Source organism: Pseudomonas sp. GD03842 (genome assembly GCF_029841165.1).
In the GTDB taxonomy this organism is placed as follows: Bacteria; Pseudomonadota; Gammaproteobacteria; order Pseudomonadales; family Pseudomonadaceae; genus Aquipseudomonas.
Window position 1 is genome coordinate 273,008 of the sequence record NZ_JAOCEA010000006.1, and the last position, 20,729, is coordinate 293,736.

At 55.2% G+C, this 20,729-nt stretch carries 22 protein-coding genes; 10 read left to right on the forward strand and 12 right to left on the reverse strand.

Annotation, left to right across the window (positions count from 1 at the left end; all coding sequences use genetic code 11):
* Positions 1-357: 357 nt before the first annotated feature.
* The 6 genes from N5D61_RS11340 to N5D61_RS11365 all read right to left on the reverse strand — a co-directional run bounded on the left by N5D61_RS11340 (position 358) and on the right by N5D61_RS11365 (position 5,799).
* Positions 358-1,743, reverse strand: coding sequence for an amino acid permease (locus tag N5D61_RS11340; RefSeq protein ID WP_279892676.1), 1,386 nt, complete (start codon positions 1,741-1,743; stop codon positions 358-360).
* 513 nt (positions 1,744-2,256) lie between these two features.
* On the reverse strand, positions 2,257-2,532 hold the full coding sequence (locus N5D61_RS11345) for a pyrimidine/purine nucleoside phosphorylase (protein WP_279892677.1): 276 nt from the start codon (positions 2,530-2,532) through the stop codon (positions 2,257-2,259).
* Between the two features lie 437 nt (positions 2,533-2,969).
* Entirely contained in the window at positions 2,970-3,374 is a 405-nt protein-coding gene (locus N5D61_RS11350; RefSeq protein ID WP_279892678.1) for a glutathione S-transferase N-terminal domain-containing protein, read from the reverse strand.
* Between the two features lie 21 nt (positions 3,375-3,395).
* On the reverse strand, positions 3,396-4,055 hold the full coding sequence (locus N5D61_RS11355; protein ID WP_279892679.1) for a peroxiredoxin-like family protein: 660 nt from the start codon (positions 4,053-4,055) through the stop codon (positions 3,396-3,398).
* Positions 4,056-4,222: 167 nt separating this feature from the next.
* Positions 4,223-4,972, reverse strand: a complete 750-nt coding sequence (locus N5D61_RS11360) for a glucose 1-dehydrogenase (RefSeq protein WP_279892680.1) — start codon at positions 4,970-4,972, stop codon at positions 4,223-4,225.
* Positions 4,973-5,043: 71 nt separating this feature from the next.
* Entirely contained in the window at positions 5,044-5,799 is a 756-nt protein-coding gene (locus tag N5D61_RS11365; protein WP_279892681.1) for a glucose 1-dehydrogenase, read from the reverse strand.
* Positions 5,800-5,896: 97 nt separating this feature from the next.
* On the opposite strand from N5D61_RS11365, the gene N5D61_RS11370 reads away from it, so the two are divergent.
* Positions 5,897-6,787 (forward strand): LysR family transcriptional regulator, encoded by an 891-nt coding sequence (locus tag N5D61_RS11370; protein ID WP_279892682.1) that lies wholly within the window; start codon positions 5,897-5,899, stop codon positions 6,785-6,787.
* A 99-nt stretch (positions 6,788-6,886) separates the two neighbouring features.
* Here N5D61_RS11370 and N5D61_RS11375 read toward each other — a convergent pair whose 3' ends face one another.
* Positions 6,887-7,786, reverse strand: a complete 900-nt coding sequence (locus tag N5D61_RS11375; protein ID WP_108238996.1) for a LysR family transcriptional regulator — start codon at positions 7,784-7,786, stop codon at positions 6,887-6,889.
* A 114-nt stretch (positions 7,787-7,900) separates the two neighbouring features.
* On the opposite strand from N5D61_RS11375, the gene N5D61_RS11380 reads away from it, so the two are divergent.
* Genes N5D61_RS11380 through N5D61_RS11400 form a run of 5 tightly spaced genes read left to right on the forward strand, consistent with a single transcriptional unit; the run spans position 7,901 to position 12,753 of the window.
* Positions 7,901-9,091, forward strand: coding sequence for a CoA transferase (locus N5D61_RS11380; protein WP_279892683.1), 1,191 nt, complete (start codon positions 7,901-7,903; stop codon positions 9,089-9,091).
* A 17-nt stretch (positions 9,092-9,108) separates the two neighbouring features.
* On the forward strand, positions 9,109-10,074 hold the full coding sequence (locus N5D61_RS11385) for a hydroxymethylglutaryl-CoA lyase (RefSeq protein ID WP_279892684.1): 966 nt from the start codon (positions 9,109-9,111) through the stop codon (positions 10,072-10,074).
* A complete protein-coding gene (locus tag N5D61_RS11390) occupies positions 10,071-10,460 on the forward strand; it encodes a VOC family protein (RefSeq protein WP_108238999.1) in 390 nt (129 codons plus the stop codon). The genes N5D61_RS11385 and N5D61_RS11390 overlap by 4 nt, the downstream gene beginning before the upstream one ends.
* Positions 10,461-10,474: 14 nt before the next feature.
* Positions 10,475-11,416, forward strand: a complete 942-nt coding sequence (locus tag N5D61_RS11395) for a D-2-hydroxyacid dehydrogenase (RefSeq protein WP_279892685.1) — start codon at positions 10,475-10,477, stop codon at positions 11,414-11,416.
* Between the two features lie 38 nt (positions 11,417-11,454).
* Positions 11,455-12,753 carry a dicarboxylate/amino acid:cation symporter gene (locus N5D61_RS11400; protein WP_279892686.1) on the forward strand — a complete coding sequence of 433 codons (1,299 nt, stop codon included), beginning with the start codon at positions 11,455-11,457 and terminating at the stop codon, positions 12,751-12,753.
* Positions 12,754-13,159: 406 nt separating this feature from the next.
* On the opposite strand, the gene N5D61_RS11405 is transcribed toward N5D61_RS11400, so the two are convergent.
* A complete protein-coding gene (locus N5D61_RS11405) occupies positions 13,160-13,849 on the reverse strand; it encodes an SDR family NAD(P)-dependent oxidoreductase (RefSeq protein ID WP_279892687.1) in 690 nt (229 codons plus the stop codon).
* 371 nt (positions 13,850-14,220) lie between these two features.
* Positions 14,221-15,072, reverse strand: coding sequence for an NmrA family NAD(P)-binding protein (locus N5D61_RS11410; RefSeq protein ID WP_279892688.1), 852 nt, complete (start codon positions 15,070-15,072; stop codon positions 14,221-14,223).
* 111 nt (positions 15,073-15,183) lie between these two features.
* On the opposite strand from N5D61_RS11410, the gene N5D61_RS11415 reads away from it, so the two are divergent.
* Positions 15,184-16,089, forward strand: a complete 906-nt coding sequence (locus tag N5D61_RS11415) for a LysR family transcriptional regulator (RefSeq protein ID WP_108239004.1) — start codon at positions 15,184-15,186, stop codon at positions 16,087-16,089.
* A gap of 162 nt (positions 16,090-16,251) precedes the next feature.
* Here the strand turns inward: N5D61_RS11415 and N5D61_RS11420 are convergent, their stop codons facing one another.
* Positions 16,252-16,539 (reverse strand): hypothetical protein, encoded by a 288-nt coding sequence (locus N5D61_RS11420; protein ID WP_347881576.1) that lies wholly within the window; start codon positions 16,537-16,539, stop codon positions 16,252-16,254.
* Positions 16,540-16,883: 344 nt separating this feature from the next.
* Between N5D61_RS11420 and N5D61_RS11425 the strand changes: the two genes are divergently transcribed.
* From N5D61_RS11425 to N5D61_RS11435, 3 genes are all read left to right on the forward strand, one after another.
* Positions 16,884-17,795: a LysR family transcriptional regulator gene (locus N5D61_RS11425; RefSeq protein WP_279892691.1), complete on the forward strand. Its 912-nt coding sequence runs from the start codon at positions 16,884-16,886 to the stop codon at positions 17,793-17,795.
* 137 nt (positions 17,796-17,932) lie between these two features.
* Positions 17,933-18,259, forward strand: coding sequence for a nuclear transport factor 2 family protein (locus N5D61_RS11430; RefSeq protein WP_108239006.1), 327 nt, complete (start codon positions 17,933-17,935; stop codon positions 18,257-18,259).
* On the forward strand, positions 18,256-19,038 hold the full coding sequence (locus tag N5D61_RS11435; protein WP_108239007.1) for an SDR family oxidoreductase: 783 nt from the start codon (positions 18,256-18,258) through the stop codon (positions 19,036-19,038). Before N5D61_RS11430 ends, N5D61_RS11435 begins: the two co-directional genes overlap by 4 nt.
* A 345-nt stretch (positions 19,039-19,383) precedes the next feature.
* Here N5D61_RS11435 and N5D61_RS11440 read toward each other — a convergent pair whose 3' ends face one another.
* Both N5D61_RS11440 and N5D61_RS11445 read right to left on the reverse strand, forming a co-directional pair.
* On the reverse strand, positions 19,384-20,385 hold the full coding sequence (locus tag N5D61_RS11440; protein ID WP_279892692.1) for an NAD(P)H-quinone oxidoreductase: 1,002 nt from the start codon (positions 20,383-20,385) through the stop codon (positions 19,384-19,386).
* Position 20,386: 1 nt separating this feature from the next.
* Positions 20,387-20,719 carry a carboxymuconolactone decarboxylase family protein gene (locus N5D61_RS11445; protein ID WP_108239009.1) on the reverse strand — a complete coding sequence of 111 codons (333 nt, stop codon included), beginning with the start codon at positions 20,717-20,719 and terminating at the stop codon, positions 20,387-20,389.
* Positions 20,720-20,729: the final 10 nt, after the last annotated feature.

Here is a 20,729-nt window from a genome sequence, read left to right on the forward strand (position 1 = left end):
GCGAATGGTGGTTTGTGGAGTTGGTTTTGGGCTCTACCAAGCTCCGAATCTCAAAATGATGATGTTCAGCGCTCCATTACAACGCGGGGTAGCGCGAGCGCAATCGTCGCTCTCTCAAGATTTCTGGGTCAGTGCTTTGGCGCAGTCCTGGTGTCGTTGGCTTTCCACTTATTACCTGAGCGTGGGCCTTTCATTGCGCTGGGGATTGGGGCGGCATTCGCGATGCGGGGCGGAGGCTTCTCGGTAGCTCGGGCCAAAGCTTGATCGAGGTGTAGTTTTTGAATCCATCAGGCGGGGAGTGAATCTTGTGGTACGGCGCAATCATGCGCCGTACTACTTGAAGCGATTACGTGTGGGTCAAGAAAAACTCTCAATCTTGTAGTGATTGACTTCAGATTTTTTCCGTACGAGTGCGATGAGTAACATCGTCCCGGCCACCGCCGCAGTCATCAAGGTCTCATAGCGGTAAGATGGACTCAATACCATATACCCGAGTACTGCACCAATCAGCACGATGACAAACCAGGTTAGCCATGGGTAGAGCCACATTTTGAACGCAGGATCGATTCCCTGCTTAGTCATGATAGAGCGCATACGAAGCTGCGACACCGCGATTACCAGGTACACAATCAACGCAATGGCGCCAGTGGTAGACAGCAGGAAGCCGAAAACCTGGCCAGGCAGCGCGTAGTTAACAAAGCAGCCTACGAAGCCTGCCAGCGTTGATCCCACTACTGCGACGGTAGGTACACCATTGCGGGAAATGTGTTTGGCTTTACGAGGAGCTTCGCCGCGCTCGCCCAGCGAGTAGAGCATACGCGAAGCAGTGTAGAGACCAGAGTTCATGCAACTGGTTACGGCCACCAGCACCACAATGTCGACCATCAATTTGGCGCCAGGTACATTCAGGATCTCGAGAGCTCGCTGGAATGAACCAACCTGCACGAGAGTAGGATCATCCCACGCCACCAGACAAACGATGAGGAAAATAGACAGCAGGTAGAAAACCGCGATTCGATAGACTACGAAGTTGGTTGCCCGCCGGATTTTTTCTTTTGGATTGGCTGTCTCACCGGCTGCAATCGTCACGATTTCAGCCCCGAAGAACGAGAAAATGGTTACAAGAACGCCACCAAGGACAGCGCCAAAACCATTTGGCATGAAGCCACCATGAGCATTCAGATTGCTAACTCCTGAGGCTTGCGCAAGAGGCCAATACCCGCTGATTGCTAAGCCGCAGACGACAATGAAAGCAATGATTGCGACAACTTTTACCAATGAAAACCAATACTCAAACGCGCCGAAGTTTCGAACACTTACCAGGTTGGTTCCTGACAGAGCGGCCATGATCAGGAACGCGAAGAGCCAAGACGGCACCGTTGGAATCCAAGCATGCAGGATATCTGCGCCGGCGATTGCCTCGACCGAAATGACGAGCACCCAGAACCACCAGTACAACCAACCGATTGTAAAGCCAGCCCACGGCCCGATCGCACGGCCCGCGTAAGTTGAAAATGATCCGCTATTAGGGTTAGCGACAGCCATTTCACCGAGCATGCGCATGACAAGAAGCACCAGCACGCCTGCGATAAGGTAAGAAAGAAGAATAGCAGGGCCTGCGGTAGCGATCGCTTTTGAGGAACCGATAAATAATCCGGCACCAATAATGCCCGCGATTGAAATCATTGAGACTTGTCGGGAGGTCAACCCGTGTTTTAAAGCCCGAGGTTCAGGACTTGCCATTTTATCGCTCCTTTCATTGACTTCGAACGGCGGCAGAAGGGTAGTTTAGCTATTGTTATTTTATGGCTTTAGCTGCTACACATTATTTTGGCGTCCACCTCCATATGGAATGCTGCGCCGGCCCTGAGCCCGGGCAGCGAATTGAAGTAGTTGAGTCGTTTTTTCAGGCTGATGCAAATAGACATTCCTGCCCTCACAGAGCGTTGGCTCATAACAATATTCGCCACGAGGTTTGCGAGCGAAGTGGATGTTTGGCAGTGAGAAAGGCGTTTAGCACTACGGATAGATACCGCTTGGCTGGGTCACTGACGTTATTGTTTTTAGATCAGTCGGCGGTCCGAAACCGAGCGTCGCCGTATCCAGATGCTACGTAGGGTTGTGCAGCGTTGGCTTGCATGAAAACAGTATTTAATCACGGCTTTTCTGCATAGCTTGCAGACGGGGCGCAACCCATCAGGCAGCGCACACTTTTAACTTTTGAAATTGTGCAGAAAACCGACAATTTCTTAGGAATTATGGATGATATTCGCAAAGGTAAGCTGAGATGATTTCGACTTTGACTTCAAACTGGTTGTTTTGCTGGGCGTCGAAGTGACTCCCGGCTTCGTGCGCCTCCCAGGCACCGTCAGAGGTGAGCTTAGCTGTCAACCGAACTGAAATGACCTGCATCGTTTCGCGCTGGCTTGCGCTCAAGACATAAGCTTCAGGATTCATAACGCTTACGCTTGTGCTGCCTGACTCGGCAGTGAATGCGATAGATTTCACTGCGCCATCAAAATAATCATTCACTTGAAAATGGAATCTTCCTTCTGATTAATTTGGGAAATTAGCTAAACGAGTCGCACGGCGGCTGACTAAGTAAATCGCATATTTTATGATCGTGATGCCTACTGCATTGTTGACCAGAACAACAGCGGGGGCTTGTACTAACAGGGTGTTCATTATCACTTTTTCAGCCCAGGTCCCATGCCCATCTCGTAAAGTTAAGAAGCGAGGGGGGTATGGCGTCCCTAATACCCTCCATTCTTATCTCCTTGGCAACGCCAAACACATCATCTCACACTATTTTTTCGATGGCTCAGCCCAATACCCTGGACCGGGTGGAAGAATGCTCGCGTTGCGGAGGGCGTGTGGATCGTTACGGGTTGTGTCACCTGAACGTCCGCTTCGAGCCGATAGCTGACTTGCGAAAATTGCGCGTGAGTGCGCACATGATCACCCCCGTCTCACCCATTTTGAATGCAAATGAAAAACGAATCTGGAGAGTTCTTTTCCCAGATCAGCGTCCATGCATACTCTGTAGCGAACGCGGTATGCAAATCTGCGGCGATGAATGACAACCAGCTTTCCGCCTGCACGCGCTCAAATCTGTCCTGCGGAGGGAATAGAGATTTTTCAGGGGCAAGGTCTGCAATGTAAGGAAGAATTGCAACATTCTGGGTCAGCGCCGTCCCGTCATCCAGCTCGAGTATGGGGAGCTGGACCATCGGATTCAGCTTTTTTACCCGCGCCGTAATTGTACTGAGGGAGTCAGTGAGGTCTACCGGAATTGCCTCGTAGCTCAATTCGGCTTCTTCCAGCGCAATGAGGTTGGAGGTCGAACATGCCCCAGCATGGTAATAGAGCTTCACAACGCACCTGCCGAGGTCACGCTAACCAGCGTATTTGTCGAAGGCGTCTAAGATGGGCAACAACTCGGCAGGCTCTGGGCGCCTCGTATAATCCGGATTGACTTCGGAGTACGCAATCACGCCTTCTGTATCGATCACGTATCGGGCAGGCATTGGCAGCGTCCAGCTTGACTCGCCGTTGAATGTTTGGAGATTGACGCCGAACTGCTCGTACAGCGCTTTGATTTCACCCTGTAGCGCCCAGCGAATTCCGAACGAATCGGCCAAGCCCCCGCCCTGATCGATCAGGATTGGAAAGGAAACAGCGTTGTCACGGCGCGACGCTCTGCTGTTGCCCGCTGTCTGTTGGGAGACGGCAATGAGCGTCGCGCCCCGCGATTCGATTTCGCTGCGCACGGCTTCTAAAGCTTGCAGTTCAAGGTTGCAATAAGGGCACCAGACGCCTCGATAGAAGGTGATGACCAACGGACCTTTCAAAAGCAGATCTTCAGATGCAACCGTGTTTCCGTCAGAATCCGCCAGCGTGAAAGTCGGCGCAACATCGCCGCTTTTAAGCGCGCGCTCTGCCTGTCTGGAGGCCACGAGGTCTTGAGTAGACTTCTCCATCACGGCAAGGGCTTGAGCTGGAACTCTGGATTCAAAGTCATGTTTCACTGCATCGAGCTTGAGTTGAAGCGACATTTTTTATTTCCTGATGTAGTCAGTCACAATAGGGTCCGCAATCGAAGCTTCCTCATGTAGCCCTCGACGACAACTTTCATTTATTTGAAAAACGAATGAAGGCATTTCGAGTTGATCGTCGAGGATTGGAGACGCTGGCGTGGGAAAATTACGATAACCGTTAGCTGTTAGCGCAAACCACCCGAAGCGTTAATGCGTTCACCCGTCAACCAGGCAGAATCATCCGAAGCAAGAAACACGACTGCAGGAGCAATATCTTCTGGTCGGCCGAAGCGTCCCAGCGGTGTAGCAGCTGCCATGATCTGTTGTTGTTCGCTGCCGACCAAGCCGATACGCTCTGTTCCCTCGGTCTCAGTGCCGCCTGGGGCAACAATATTCACTCGAATATTTCGCGGCCCAAGTTCCTTGGCCAAACCGGCAGACAGTGCGTCGATAGCGCCTTTGGTGGAGGAGTAAAGCACCGCTGTCGGGACCGGGTTCTTGCTGGAGATAGAGCTGATGTTGATCACGCTGCCACCCGTTTTGGGGAAGTACTTCAGCGCTTGCTGAATGGTTAGAATGGGGCCCAGGACATTGGTGTTGTATTCCTTGTGAAACTCCTCTTCTGACACGTTCTCAAACGGCTCGAATTCAAACGTAGCCGCATTGTTGACCAGTACAGAAGGCGCCCCAAATGCGGCCTGGGTTTCCTCGAACATTCTTTTCACGTCGGCAGATGACCCGACATCACCTTGAACTGCGATTGCTTTTCCTCCTTTATTCAGAATCTCAGCCACAGTGCGGTCCGCGCCAGACTTGCTTGACGCATAGTTAACAGTAACGGCGGCACCCGCGGAGGCCAAAGCCTTGGCAATCGCCGCGCCGATACCTTTTGATGCCCCAGTGACGATGGCGACTTTGCCGGTCAGATCGTTCATGTATATCGCTCTCGATAAGAGTTAAAAAAGGCTGGTTCCCCAGCCAAAGGGATGAACAAGGTCAGTGCGGATCACACTGCAGTGAAACCACCGTCAACGACGAGATCGGAGCCGGTCATGAAAGAAGCCGAATCGGAAATGAGGAATGCGATCGCCTGGGAGATTTCAGCGGGAGCAGCGGCGCGCTCCATCAGCGTTGTCCCCAGCAGTTGCTTGGCAAGTTGGGGGTCCTTGAAAAAGTCCGCTGCCATAGGGGTCTTGACGACGCCAGGATGCACCGAGTTGACACGAATATTGTCTTTAGCCAAATCTGAAGCGACGGCTTTGGTCAGCATCTTGATCGCGCCCTTACTAGCGCAATAGGCGACTTCACCGTCCAAGTTAGCGACCATTGCCGCGATTGAGCCAGTGTTGACGATGACACCGCCGCCCTGTGCACGCATGACAGGCGCAACCGCTTTGCACCCCAAAAACGTGCCCTTCACGTTGATTGCCATCACTTTGTCGAACTGCTGAGCGCTAATCTCTTCAAGCTGGGTGCGCAGATAGATACCCGCGTTGTTCACCAGAACGTCAATACGACGATGCTGGCCGAGAACCTGCTCGATGACCCGTCCCCAGTTGGCCTCATCGCTTACGTCCAGTTCTTGGAAATTCGCGACATACCCCATGCCTGTCAGTTCTTGCGCGAGTCTGAAGCCCGCACCGGTCTCCACATCGGTGATAACCACGTGAGCGCCCAGCTCTGCGAAGAGCCTGGAATGAGATTCGCCTAATCCTTGGGCCCCCCCCGTGATAACAACTACTTTGCCGTCTAGCCTGTTCATCCGTGCCACTCCGATTCAAGGTTTTAGATATCCTAATCGGCCTGGCTTTTTGCACCATCCGCCAAATAATCGTTTCATTTGTGCCTGGAGTTCTCGAATGGTCACCATCGTTGAAAAAACTGCGGGGCTAGCTGCTTTTGTGCGCACGGTTGACTCAGGATCATTCAGTGGCGCCGGGAGAATATTGGGCGCAAGCCCGTCCGCAGTGTCCAAAAGCGTGGCTCGGCTGGAGAAGCGACTGGGTGTCAGGTTGCTGCAACGGTCTACGCGAACGCTGAGTCTTACAGCGGAGGGAAGCGTCTATTACGACTTTGTAGCACCTCTGCTCCAAGGTATCGAAAGCGCGGAAGATGTTGTGCAATCCGCCGGGTCAGCCAAAGGGCTTTTGCGAATAACGGTGCCCGTGCTGGTTGGCAGATCGTTGGTTTCAGGTTGGGTCAAAGAGTTCTCTGAAAGGAGCCCAAACATCAAACTTGAAGTCACGGTGACTGACAGAAATGTGGATATGATCCGTGAGGGATATGATTTGGCCATACGCATCGGCAATCTCGACGATACGGGCTTGATCGGGCGGCACCTGGCAGACATTCCGTATCTCTTGGTGGCGTCACCTGCTTATCTGGCCAGTCGGGGGCATCCTGAAAGCGTTGCCGATCTTCAAGACCATGCCTGCCTCAGATACCTGCTTGCAGGGCGCCCTTACGCTTTCATATTTGCGGATGGGCGCAGTTACTTGCCTGATGGCTGCTTTGACACAGATGATGCGGTCACGCTGATTCAAGCTGCCATGGAGGGCGTTGGAATTGTTCAACTGCCCGCTTTCGCATTGCGCAATGAGATAGAGCGCGGAACGCTTACCCGAGTATTGCCAAACGAGCTAATGGCAACCACCTCGATCCATGCCCTGCACGCGTTTGGCAGGCAGGTCCCAATGCGCGTGCGGCTCTTCATCGATTATTTGATGGAAACAAGTGAGCGGCTTCTGTGATCATCAGCGATCAGGAATGTTGAGGCCTGTTACCGAGGACTGTTTCTGGCCGACAGCGGCCTGTCCAGGCGCGCGCACTGCCTTCTGAAACTCGATTACTTATTCCAAGCTTGTCAGGAAGTTGAAGAGATTCGCTGCCTCCGGAGATAGACGCGTGTTGGCAGCAACACCTGCGAACAACGTTCGAGATGCCCAATGATCCTCAAGCGCGACTGCTTTCAAACTCGTCTCAAGAAGCCCATGCCTCACCGACTCCAACGGCAAAATCCCGATACCCAAACCGGCCTCGATCATTCGGCAGATGCCATCGAAGCTGGCTACCTGAATTCTGACTTTCAGCAGTTTCCTTGCATCATGGGCGGCATCGCTGATGCGCCGTAATAGCGAGCTGCCTTGATTCAGCGCGACATAATCGTAATCGAGCGTGTCAGCAAAGCTCAGCTGTGAGCGTTCGGCCAAGGGATGATTGTTTGGCACTAACAGCACTAATTGGTCTGCGCGGTAAGGGCGTACCTCCAGATTTGGAGCCAATACATTGTCAGCGAAGATCCCTATGTCGGCACGACCGTCCTCAACGGCCTGAATCGTCGAGTCGCTTAGCGCTTCCTCCATACCAATGCGCACGTGCGGGTTCGTCGCAAGGAAAGTGTTGAGGTCCTTGGGAAGGAACTGGATCACCGCTGATGTATTGGCGAACAGCCTGACGTGCCCCCGAACGCCATGAGAAAAGTCATTGGCGTCATGTGCCATGCGCTCGACACTTTCGAGGATTAATCGAGCATGTTCGGCCAGGCCTCTTCCTGCGGGGGTCAACTGAAGTCCCCTTGGAAGACGAATGAAAAGAGTGCAGTCCGTGACGCGTTCAAGTTCAGCAAGCCGCTTGCTGGCTGCCGATACGGTCATGTGCGCTCCGTCCGCAGCCTTCGTCAGATTCTGGCTGCTCGCCGCGAGTACCAGAAGTCTCAGAGACGCCAGGTCGAGTTGAAGGAGATTGAGCACACATTGCTCCAAAGGTTTCCATTTTGGAAAGAGTAGTGGAAAACTTTGAAATTCTCACGTGGACCGTTCAGGGGGATGATCCAGACAGAACCTCCAACAAGAACGGAAAACGTCATGAGCCTACCTCTGGATGGCATCAAAGTCGTCGAAATGGGCCAGCTAATCGCTGGACCCTTCGCTGCAAAAATCCTCGCCGAGTTTGGCGCCGAAGTAATCAAGATCGAACCTCCGGTGACGGGCGACCCTCTGCGTAAATGGCGATTACTGCACAATGGCACTTCTGTGTGGTGGGCGGCTCAGTCTCGTAACAAGCAATCCGTAACACTGGATCTTCGTCAGGTCGAGGCGCATGCCGTCGTGAAGCAGCTGGTGAAGGATGCTGACATCCTCATCGAAAACTTTCGTCCGGGAACCTTGGAGAACTGGGGTTTGGGATGGGATGTACTGAGCGATATCAACCCGAAATTGATCATGTTGCGCGTATCAGGCTACGGGCAGACCGGACCTTATCGCGACCTTCCAGGCTTTGGCGTCATAGGCGAGGCCATGGGTGGGCTACGTCATCTATCTGGTGAACCAGGGCGCACTCCTGTGCGTGTTGGCGTATCGATTGGCGATTCGTTATCGGCGCTGCATGGCGTGATTGGTGTTCTCTTGGCTCTGCGTCACCGGGAGCAGAATCACGGGGCAGGTCAGCAGGTAGACGTGGCGCTCTACGAATCGGTTTTCAACATGATGGAGAGCCTGATTCCTGAACACTCGGTGTTCGGCACAGTGCGCGAGCCAGCTGGCAGCAGCTTGCCGGGAATTGCGCCTACCAACGCGTATCGTTGCCAGGATGGAAAGTACGCGCTGATTGCAGGTAATGGCGACAGCATCTTCAAGCGTTTGATGGAGAAGATCGACCGGCAGGATCTGGCCGACGATCCAGAGCTTCAGCAGAACGACGGTCGTGTACGCCACGTCGCCAGACTGGATGCCGCGATTGCCACCTGGACCGCCGAACGTCCTCTGGACGAGGTATTGGCTGCTCTGAGGGACGCCAACATCCCGTCCGGAAAAATCTACGACGCCGCCGACATCGCTGCCGATCCCCACTACCAGGCCCGCGATATGTTGATCCGCAGCCAACTGGATGACGGTACGCCGGTCACGTTGCCAGGCGTCGTCCCCAAACTGACCGCAACACCAGGTCAGTTACGTTCGACTGCTCCGATGCTGGGTGAGCACACCGACGCCGTTCTCGGTCGTTTGGGCATCGATGTTCCCACGCGTGAGCAATGGCGCCAGCGCGGCCTTATCTGATTAGCGGAGTACCTTGAATGAAACGCCTGTTCATGCAGGAGGTCGCGACCCGTGACGGCTTCCAGAACGAAAAAACCTTCATACAAACCGACGATAAAATCGCGCTCATCAATGAGTTGAGCCAGTGTGGCTACGCCAAGATCGAAGTCACATCGTTCACGTCACCAAAGGCCATCCCGGCGCTGCGCGACGCTGAAGCGGTCATGGCGGGTATCGCTCGCCAACCGGGCGTTGAGTACACGGTGCTCGTGCCAAACGTGACGGGTGCTGAGCGAGCAATGGGCTGCGGCATCGATGAAGCCAATCTGGTGATGTCAGTCAGCGAACCGCACAACCGCTCAAACCTGAGGATGACTCGGGAACAATCGTTCTCCCAGCTCAAGGATGTGGTGGGGGCAATAGGCACCGGCCCGGTGGCCGTAAACGTCTCCTTGTCGACCGTTTTCGGATGCCCAATGCAGGGCGATGTCCCTAGCGCTGACGTGCTTGGCTTCGTTGAGCGTTTCGCTGCGCTGGGGGTACGAGGGGTGACGCTGTGCGATACCACAGGCATGGCTTATCCGTCCCAGGTTGAAGCGTTGTCTCGGCAAGTCCTGGAGCGCTTTCCCCATCTGCAAGTCACCCTGCATTTTCACAATACCCGTGGCATGGCCCTGGCCAACACGCTGGCCGCACTTGCCGCCGGTGTGGACCGTTTCGATGCTTCGCTGGGCGGTCTGGGCGGCTGCCCCTATGCGCCGGGAGCGAGCGGCAACGTATGCATGGAAGACCTGGTGCACATGCTCAGTCTGATGGATTACGACACCGGCATGAATCTGGACCGGGTACTGGCGGCGGCAGCGCGCCTGCCAGCTTTGATCGGCCACGATACGCCCAGCCAGATTCTCAGGGCCGGCAAGCGCCTGGATCTGCATCCGATTCCGGAACATGTGCACACGCTCACCCGGCAGGTGACCAACACCGAGTTGGAGCGTGCGCAATGATCGACCGTCTCGACCATCTGGTACTCACCACAATCGACATCAAGGCGTGTAAGGATTTCTACGTTCGGGTGCTAGGAATGCGTGCTGAAACGTTCGGAAATGGCCGGTCTGCATTCCGTTTCGGCAATCAGAAAATCAACGTCCACGAGCGCGGGCGTGAGTTTGAACCCAAGGCACATCTACCTGTGCCGGGTGCGCTGGATCTGTGCTTTATCGCAAGCGTCGGGCTCGATGCCGTGGTTGCGCGACTGGAGTCCGAGGGCTGGCCAATCATCGATGGGCCTGTGCAACGAACGGGCGCGACCGGACCGATTCGCTCGGTGTACGTACGCGATCCCGACCTGAATCTGATCGAGATTTCCGAGCTTCTCGCACCTGACCGCTGAAGAGACCCATCGCCATGAATATCGTCTTTCTTGACGGCGCTAGCCTGCCGTCCCCATTAGCACGTCCGCTGGAAGCCACTGGCTGGATCGAACGTGAAAAAACACCGCTCGATCAGGTGGTTGAAGCGCTGGCCGGGGCAGATGTGGCCATCACCAACAAGGTTCGCCTTGACCGAGCTGCGCTGGAGCAACTACCCCAACTCAAACTGATTTGTGTGGCTGCCACCGGCTACGACTGCGTCGACATTGCTGCCTGTCGCGATCAGGGAGTAATCGTGTGCAACGTGCCGGCCTATAGCGCGGTGAGCGTTGCCGAGTCCGTCATCGGCTCTTTGTTTGCACTGCGCCGCCATCTGCTCGCCTACCAGGCGGCTTCTGCGTCCCAATGGCCCGGCACATCGCACTTCTGTTTTCATGGGGAGCCGATTCAGGATCTGCAAGGTTCGACCCTCGGCATTGTTGGTCGTGGCGATATTGGCAGTCGCGTCGCACGCCTTGCGCGCGCTCTGGAGATCAATGTGTTGTTCGCCGAGCAGCGAGGGGCTCAGAAGGTACGGGAAGGCTACAGCGCATTCGACGAAGTACTGGCCAAGTCAGATGCACTGACGCTCCATTGCCCGCTGACGCCGCAAACCCGCTATCTGATTGGCTCTGCGGAAATAGCCCGGATGAAACCCGGTGCAGTCCTTATCAACACTGCGCGTGGCCCGCTGGTCGACGAGAACGCTGTGCTGGCAGGACTCGCCAATGGGCGGTTGGGCGGGGCGGCACTGGACGTGCTCTATGCCGAACCACCTAGCGCAGATCACCCTTTGCTCCACAGCCCACATCCCAATCTGATCGTCACCCCGCACGTGGCCTGGGCAAGCCAGAGCAGCGTTGCACGGCTTAAAAGCGTGCTTGCCGCCAACATCACAGCCTTTGCCAAAGGTGCACCGATCAACGTGGTGACCTGAAACCCCATCATCGAACCCATTAAAAAATAGGTAGAGCCATGACAAAAACAATCAGCTCTTCGATAGACACAGCCGACGTCGCCTTGCCACGTCGTAGACCCTTCTACCGCCATCTTTACGTTCAGGTGCTCGTCGCCATCGTTCTGGGTGTCATCCTGGGGCATTACAGTCCAGGGCTGGGTGAGCAGATGAAGCCGCTGGGTGACACGTTCATCAAGCTGATCAAAATGCTCATTGCGCCGATCATCTTCTGTACGGTGGTCAGCGGGATAGCCAGTATGCAGGACCTCAAGCGCATAGGGCGGATCGGCTTCAAATCCCTCGTGTATTTCGAGGTGCTGACCACCATCGCATTAATCATTGGCCTGATCGGTGTCAACCTGCTCAAGCCGGGAGTGGGTATGCACATTGATCCTGCGACGCTGGATGCATCAGCGATCGCTGGATACGCCAAAGCGGCTCATGACCAGAGCGTCGTTGGGTTTCTGACCCATATCATTCCGAGCACGGTATTCGGGGCGTTCACCGATGGTGACATCCTCCAGGTGCTCTTCATTTCCGTGTTGTTCGCGTTCGGGCTGCAACTCCTGGGGGAGGTGGGCAAGCCATTGCTGAACACCATCGACCTGATTGCCAAAGCGTTTTTCCGGATGCTCAAGATCGTCATGTATCTCGCACCGCTTGGGGCGTTTGGTGGTATGGCATTTACTGTTGGTAAGTATGGTGTCCAGTCGCTGGGAGCCTACGTAAACCTGCTGGTGTGCTACTACATTACAGGCCTGGTGTTCGTCTTTGTGGTCCTGAATATCGTGGCGCGACTGGCCGGCTTCAGCCTCTGGAAATTTCTCAAGTACATCCGCGAAGAGTTGGTTCTGGTGCTGGGTACTTCATCCTCGGAGTCGGCACTTCCGCGTCTGATGGGCAAGTTGGAGAGGCTTGGCTGCGAGAAATCTACCGTGGGCCTGGTGGTGCCCTCCGGCTACTGTTTCAACCTCGACGGCAGCTGTATCAACATGACGGTGCTCGCAATCTTCATCGCCCAGGCGCTGGACATCGACGTATCACTTTATCATCAGGTGACCTTGCTGCTGATCCTGCTACTGACGTCCAAAGGAGCAGCCAGTGTGACCGGTGGGGCTTTCATCACCTTGGCCGCGACGCTGGGCTCAATTGACGTCATTCCTGCTGCCGGACTGGTGTTGGTGCTGGGGGTTTATCGCTTTATTTCGGAAGGCGGCGCGTTGATTAACGTGATTGGCAACGGGGTCGCCACCCTTTTCGTTGCACGCTGGGATGGCGCGTTGGACAGAGAACAACTCGAGCGAGAGCTAGGGTAATTGTTTGCTCTCGGCCCCTTGGCTAGCCGCCACGCCCGGCGTGCTGAGGGGCTGTGAGCATCTGGATGAAGCATTAATGATCGAACAATCGACTTCAGTCGGCGGGCCTCCTCGCGCGAGCGGCTGAAATCGACCCAAAGCGGACACTGCATCTGCGCTCGCCCCATGAGTAAGCCATGCTGTCCGGCGCTCGACTTGAATCAGGTCGAGAATGTGTTCGAGGGTTTTTTCTGGCCCACCTCAAGCACCGTCACGTTGCTCGATTGATTACGTGACGGCGGGGCAATGAACCCCGCTTTCACGCCTATCGATCAGATATCAGATTTCGATCTGCGAATGTCATGGATTCACCCACCAGATCTTAAAGTTTCCCCCTTAGGCCTATTCTCCGGACGAGTCGAGCGTATCACCAAGGCAGTTCGTCACCGTGGCGGTTGATGAAGCGCAGGCCCGGTACTCCGGCGTTGCGATTGACAACGTCAACGACCAACGGAATGCTCTCGGACACCTCCAGCAGCGCGTCCTGCGAACCCATGTCGGTACGAACCCAACCTGGAGCGACGAGCAGTAGCGCGCGAGTGTCTTCCACATGGCGCGCGTGAAAGCTTTTCATCAACATGTTCAGTGCGGCTTTGCTGGAGCTGTAGAGCTCCCAGAAACCGGTGCTGTCAGCGATACTGCCCAGCTCCGACGACATGGCCGCAACGACGCCGTTACCTTTGACACGGTCATGAAAAAGCTCGATGACGCGCATTGGGCTGAGGGCGTTGGTGAGCAACATATCCAAGTAGTCTTTCTCTGCAACCTGGACAGGCGTAAGTTCGTTGGCTTTGCAGATGCCGGCGTTTACGAAAAGGGTGTCCAGTTCACGCGCATCCAGGCGTCGGCGCAGTGCCTTTACGGAACTCAAGTCAATTATGTCGACTTGCTCGATCTCCAACGCAACGCCAAAGCGTCGCTGCAGTTTGTCCAGACCTTCAGAAGTGCTACGAGTGGTTGCAATGACTTGCCAGCCACGTGTGAGGTACTCCTCGGCGAGCGCCAAACCAAGTCCGCGAGAAGCACCGATCACTAAAGCGGTAGATTTATTGCTCATATTTTTTCTCCTGTATGAGGCCGTCACCCGGCTTGCTGGGCTGTAACGAGTGATTCAAATTACTGATCAAGGAGGATTTGATCGACGGATCAGCCATCAGCTGAGAAGTCACCCAACGTCACTTAGGGTCTGCTCAAGGGCCAATCTTCATCACTATTTGGAATCGCTAGTCGTTTGTAACGTCAGGCCGTGCTCGGTAGTTAAGCCGCGCTATTGGATAGTCATGTTTCGGAAGCAGAAGGATGTAGCTATTTGATGGAGCGCTTTTTTTGATGAAACTTATCTTGATACGCTAAAAAAGCTCTTTCACCCTCGGCCGCCACCAATACGTAAGTTCAAGTTTAGGCAGCACGGCATTAGAACCAAGAGCATCAGCATGAAAGCATCTCTGACAACACGTCTTTCAACCCTACGCGCCCCTTGCGGGGAACACCCTCGAACCGGATCCAGCCCTCATTAAATCCATGAAGCATTTGAATGCGCGGATGAGGATTCTTCATACCCTGAGAGCTGAACACCGCTTCCCAGGTGTTGCTGGGTACTGCTTCCATTCTTACGTCTTTATTCAGCAATTCCGAAAACGCAGCAGCGATGTCATTGGGAGTGACTTGATGCTCAGATTCCAGCTCAACGATTTGCTTGCCCGAAGACTCCTCCTGCAGCAATTCAGCGCTTACCCTGCCTACGTCCGCTGTAGCGACCATTGGAATTGGCTTGTCCAGCGGCTGAAGGAAGCTTGGTATCACGCCCCGGCCCTTGGCGGGCTCGATGTCCCAAAGGCAGTTTTCCATGAACCAGGCAGGGCGCAGGAATGTGACAGACGTGTTCAAAGATCCCAAGCCCTCCTCGAGGATTTGAAGCTGAGTGAGCAAGTTAGACTGACGCGCTTGAGCACCAATGGTTGAAATGCACACCACCTTCCTGGGGTTGGCGTGCTCCAGGGCGGTGCGCAGGTTTTCAACGATGATGCGAGTCTCCGGAAAACCTTCGGAAGGGTCAAAGTTGGGGGGCAGCAAGATGAACACACCCGTGCTGGCATGGAAGGCCCTCGTTAATGCGTTGACGTCGTTAGCATCCGCTATCGCAACTTCACATCCTTGAGTCGCCCATACGTTGCCTTTCTCGGCATCACGAACCACTACTCTGACCCGTTGATCAGCGTCAAGAAGAGCGCGAGCAACGTGTGCTCCGACCTGGCCAGACACGCCCATTACCGTATACATATTCGTTCCTCCGCCAAAGCGATCCGTTACCGCCGTGAGAGGAATATTGCCTTGAGCTAATAAATTCGGCTATATCATGGATGGCATTACATACATGACAGAGAATCATTAATGAGCTTCGATGGGCGACTGGCCAGTGGAATGGGAGTGCTGTCTGCAGTGGTCGACAGTGGAAGTTTCGTCAATGCGGCGCGTGCGCTGGACATGACCCAGTCAGGCGTCAGCAGAGCAGTTGCGCGGCTTGAGGCAAGACTCGGTATCCGCCTATTCGACAGAACGACCCGGTCAGTCACGCTCACGGCTGAAGGACGCCAACTCTATGAAGAGATAGCGCCATTGCTTGCCGGACTTGAAGAGGCAGCGACGATGGCATCGGGCAGTGCTACTACAGTGCGGGGGCGACTCAGGGTGAATGTTGATCCGTATTTCTCCAGAGTGATCCTGGCACCGGCTCTTGGAAGCTTCATGGAAACCTACCCTGAAATTGAGCTGGATCTCTTCACTCGGGAACAATTGGGCGACTTGGTGGCAGAGGGTGTCGATCTGGCTGTGCGGTTTGGCGAGCAACCTGACTCTTCACTCATAAGGAGGCTTTTGCTGAAAACGCGCGTCCTCACAGTCGCGTCTCCCGCTTATCTGCAAAAGCACGGTCATCCCCAACACCCGACCGAGCTTGAGCACTCGGCTCATGTCTGCGTGGAGTTCAGAAATCCCCAAACCGGCAAGCCGTTCACCTGGGAGTTTCACAGAGGCGCCGAGCGCTTGACTGTCAAAACGCACGGGAGGTTGATGGTCAACGATGTCGGCACCATGCACCGAATCTGTGAGGAGGGGCAGGGCGTCGCTCAGGTGTTGGAACTCGGCGTAGAGGCTGCACTGCGAGAAGGACGCCTCATCGAACTTTTTGCCGATTGGCCAGATGAATATTTCCCGCTGTACGCGCTCTATCCTTCGCGGCACTTGCCCCCGGCAAAGGTACGTGCATTCCTGGAGTTCGTTGTCGGCATCAGCCAATAACAAAAGTTTCGAACAAACTCGTAGAGGGCTTGATTCGGCCTGTCATGTCGGGGTGAATGACTGCTACCGGTCGAAAGCAGCCTTTTGCCATAGTCGGCAAGTGGTTGTACGGTCAGTCATGCTCGACTGCTTCTGATGCGTTTAAACCAGGGCAATGAGTAATCAAGGCCCGCGAGTCGCTATGTTCAATAGCTGAGAAAAATGGCTTATGGCAATGTTGATGTCATCCATCGTGTCGCCATCCCACTCTTCGACCATCTCCAGCTCGGCCCTGAGGCACATGATGCGTCTTTCGATCTCTGCAATTTCCGCAGCCTCGCATTGTGATGCTATCGCCACCCATCTTTCATCGGGGATCCGCTCTTGGATGGAAAGCCCTGACCGAGCCTCTGCGATCAAGGTTGAAAGTCTGCTCATCGAATTTGAGTCCTGAACGATAAAGAGAGCCATTGGTTTTAATCCTACTAGGTCCGCTTCTGGCCGATAGCTGCCGCCTAGATGGTAGTGCGACCCTCCCACCGGAGTTGAATCGACGCGTAGGAAGCGAAGATGCTGAAGGATGCGTACCGGTATTAAGTATGGGCCGATGAGCGCACCTTGGCCCCCTTGGCAGACTTCGAACGGAAAGAACAGGCCTCGCCTGCGTCCGCATTCATGCGTCAACGGCACAACCTTGGCACTATTCATACAAACATCGCTATGCAGCGCTCATTGTGACGGTGTAAGCGCAGATGCGATGTTATTAGTTTGAAGGCAGGCCTAGAATGAGAGCTTTCATGTAGATATCAGCCAGAATGCGTGGATCTGAATTTTCCGAGCTCAAAGCATTTGTCGCGGTCGTCGAGCGGCAGAGTTTCGTTAGAGCAGCAGAATACCTCGGCCTATCGCCTTCAGCGCTCAGCCAGACCATTCGCCAGCTAGAAAGCCGCATTGGCAGCCGCTTGCTCAATCGCACCACTCGCAGCGTCGCGCCGTCGGCAAGCGGCGAGCAGCTGTATCAGCGCTTGGCCCCACTGTTTCGCGAGATGGACGTGGCGGTTGCCGAAGCCAGCGAGGCCACAGGGCGGATGAGTGGTACGCTGCGCATCAACACGCTTGGGATCGGCGCCCGAACCATCATTGCGCCACGCCTCGCACGCTTTCATGAAGCTCACCCCGATATCGTCCTCGACATCGTGGTTGATGATGCGCTGGTCGATATCGTCAGTGGCCGCTTCGATGCAGGCATTCGCGTGGGCGGGCAGGTCGAGAAGGACATGGTCGCCATCCGCCTGACGCCGGACATGAATATGGTCGTGGTGGCGTCCCCCGACTACCTCGCCCTACACGGCACACCCAGTTCACCCGCCGATCTGCACCAGCATGCCTGTATCAACTGGCGGCTGCAGGTGGAAGGTAGGCATTATCGATGGGAGTTTGAGAAGTGTGAGCAGAGCATGGAAGTCGTTGTCGATGGGCCCGTTATCACAAACCATCCCGACATCGGCATTGCCGCCGCGCTGGACGGACTGGGGATTGCCTATCACTTCGAGCGGGATGGCGTGGGCGAGCTACTGGCGCAGGGGCGGCTCATCCAGATACTTGCCGACTGGTCGATTACGCGGCCCGGGCTTTTCTTGTATTACCCGAACAGGCAGCATCAACCTGCCCTCCTAAGTGCCTTCATCGACTGTCTGCTGGATCGAGGCCCCTTCAAACAATCCTGACCAAGCATTTTTCCAACGGCGGGCGGGCCGCTGCATTATGAGCGCGATCCTACATAGCCCACACATTTTATAGATTATTCTCTGATGAAACGGCAGTGTGCATGATGGGGCGTCAGTCAACACTTGAGGCCAAAAATATGCGCACCCTGATGCTTCCCGAACCCATCGCTCAATACTTCGCGTCAGCACACAATCCGGAAGCGTTGGCAAAGTGCTTCAAAGCAGATGCCATCCTGAAGGACGATGGCCACACCTACGAAGGCGTCCAGTCCATCACTGCCTTCCTAGGCGCCGCATCGGTCAAATACAACGCCACGACGGAGCCGTTCGACAAGAGAGACGACGATGGGTACCACGTCGTCCGCGCCAAGGTTACCGGCGACTTCCCCGGCAGCCCTGCCAATCTGACCTACCGCTTCGGCCTCGATCGTGGTCTGATCGATTCGCTGGAGATCAACGCATGAGTTTTGACCTCGAATTGAAAGGCAAGCGCGCTCTGGTCACTGGCGGCACCAAAGGCTTGGGCGCTGCCCTCGTCAAAAGTTTGCAGGATGCTGGCGCAAAGGTGATGACGTCCTCACGCTCGGCCCCGGAGAAGCCGTTGCAGGGTGTGACCTACATAATGACCGACTTGTCGACTGCTGAAGGGGTGGCCGAGCTGGTTGATGCGGTCGAAAAGCGCTGGGGCAGCGTCGACATCCTGATCAATAATCTTGGAGGCTCGACCGCTCCGGTCGGTGGTTTCGCGGTCCTCGATGACGCCGTCTGGTTCAATGAACTGAACCTCAACTTCATGTCTGCGGTACGCCTGGATCGTGCACTGGTGCCGCGAATGCTAGCAAATGGCGCAGGCGTCGTACTGCACGTGAGCTCGATCCAGCGCATCCTTCCACTCTGGACATCGACGACCGCTTACGCCGCGGCTAAGGGGGCCCTGTCGACCTACAGCAAGTCCCTTTCGAAGGAAGTCACGCCGAAGGGGGTGCGCGTGTTGAGTGTCTCCCCGGGCTGGATCGAGACTGAGGCGTCGGTTGAGTTCGCCGAGCGCATGGCGCGCGAGCACGACACGGATTACGAGGGTGGCAAAAAACTGATTATGGACTGGCTCGGCGGAATTGCCGTGGGCCGCCCCGCCAAGCCGCAGGAAGTGGCGGATTTCATTACTTTTCTTGTGTCGCCACGCGCCGCTTCAATAGCAGGCTCGGAACATGTGATCGATGGCGGAACGGTTCCGACCATATAGTCGTCAGCTTCGCAGTAGCGCGACGCCTTGTACGACCTATCCCAAGGTCATGCGTAAATGCTTTGGACATGCTCTCTCGATCAGTGCCTGATCAGGCGCAAGTCGCAACTGTTTTGCTTACCGCCATACGCTGCTGATAGTTGAACAGAGCCTCAATCATTCGGCGAAGGCAGCTATCGACCCAATGCGGCCCTCGTAATAGGTCAGCGGTCGACCGGAAGCTAGTAGAACGTGCAAGGGAGGCCGCGCGACAAGTTGCCCGGCCATCTTCAAGAGAGGCAGATTCGAACAGCTAAAGGTGCCTGTAAGGCACCTTTAGGCGAATCGGTATGGGCGCCGGTTCTGCTACACCAAGTCCTCGGGTTGCATCGTCAAAATAATTTTCCCAACATTCTCCGAAGACTCCATCCTGCGATGAGCATCGGCAGCCCGCGACAGCGGGAACGTGCTATCGACGACGGGCTCCAGGCTTCCCGCACCATCAAAGCGATCCAACCAGTGCTCTCGGAACCGACTGATCATGTCGTGCTTCTCGGGCTGGGTGCGCGACTTCATGACGGTGCCGATGATTTGCAGGTGACGATAGAGAATTTGTTCCAGCTCCACGGTTACTTTGCCGCCACCACCGAGGATACCGACTTGGATCATTCGACCGCCATGTGCCAGGGACGCAATATTTCGCGCGAAGTAAGGCTCGCCGACAAAATCAATTACGACATCGACACCACGACCTTTGGTTTTATCAGCAATGACCTGGGCGAAATCCTGTGTTTTGTAGTCAATCGCGACATCGGCGCCCAAATGCTCCACTCGCGATAATTTGCTGCCTTCCGTCGTGGCATACACCGTGGCGCCTGTGGCATAAGCCAACTGCACTGCGGCGGACCCTACGCCACCAGCGGCAGCATGTATCAATACCGAATCACCGGACTTCAACCGAGCAAGGTGCATCATTGCCTCATGAGCGGTAACAAAGACCTCTGGAATTGCCGCTGCGTGGACATAGTCGAGCTGTGCCGGGATTTGCATGGCCATGCGATAGTCGATACGAGCCAGCTCGGCATAGGCACCTCCTCCTACCACACCCATCACACGATCCCCCACTTCAAATCCTGAAACCGCGCTCCCTTTTTCGATGACCTCTCCAGCAATTTCCAATCCGATTATCAATGAGTCGCCGAAGTTTGGATGGCCATAGCCACCAGTCCGATGAGTCAGATCTGCCCGATTCACACCCGCCGCATATACACGCACCAGGAGATCGGTAGGACGTACCTCAGGGTTGGGGGCATCGGCGAGCTCTAAAACTTCCGCCGCGCCGAACTCTCTGATGTTGATAGCTTTCATCCTAGTTTTTCTCCGATTCGGTCAGCGTTGCGTTGGCAATTGCAGATGCGGTGATGGCGCCGGGGAAGCCCACGTAAAAGGCCAAGTGGGTGATCGCAGCAGCAATCTCGTCATGTGTCAGACCATTACCGACTGCCCGCTGCAAGTGCGCAGGCAGCTCTTCCGAGTGACCACCGGCAATCAATGCGGCGACGGTGATCAAGCTGCGGTCGCGGGGAGACAGTGCTGGATCACTCCAGATTTGCGGGTAAAGCGTTGAGTCGACAAATTGCGACAGCTTGGGTGTAAACGCTCGGGCTGCTTCGCGGGGGCTACTGAAATTGATAGTGGACATGTGACTGCCT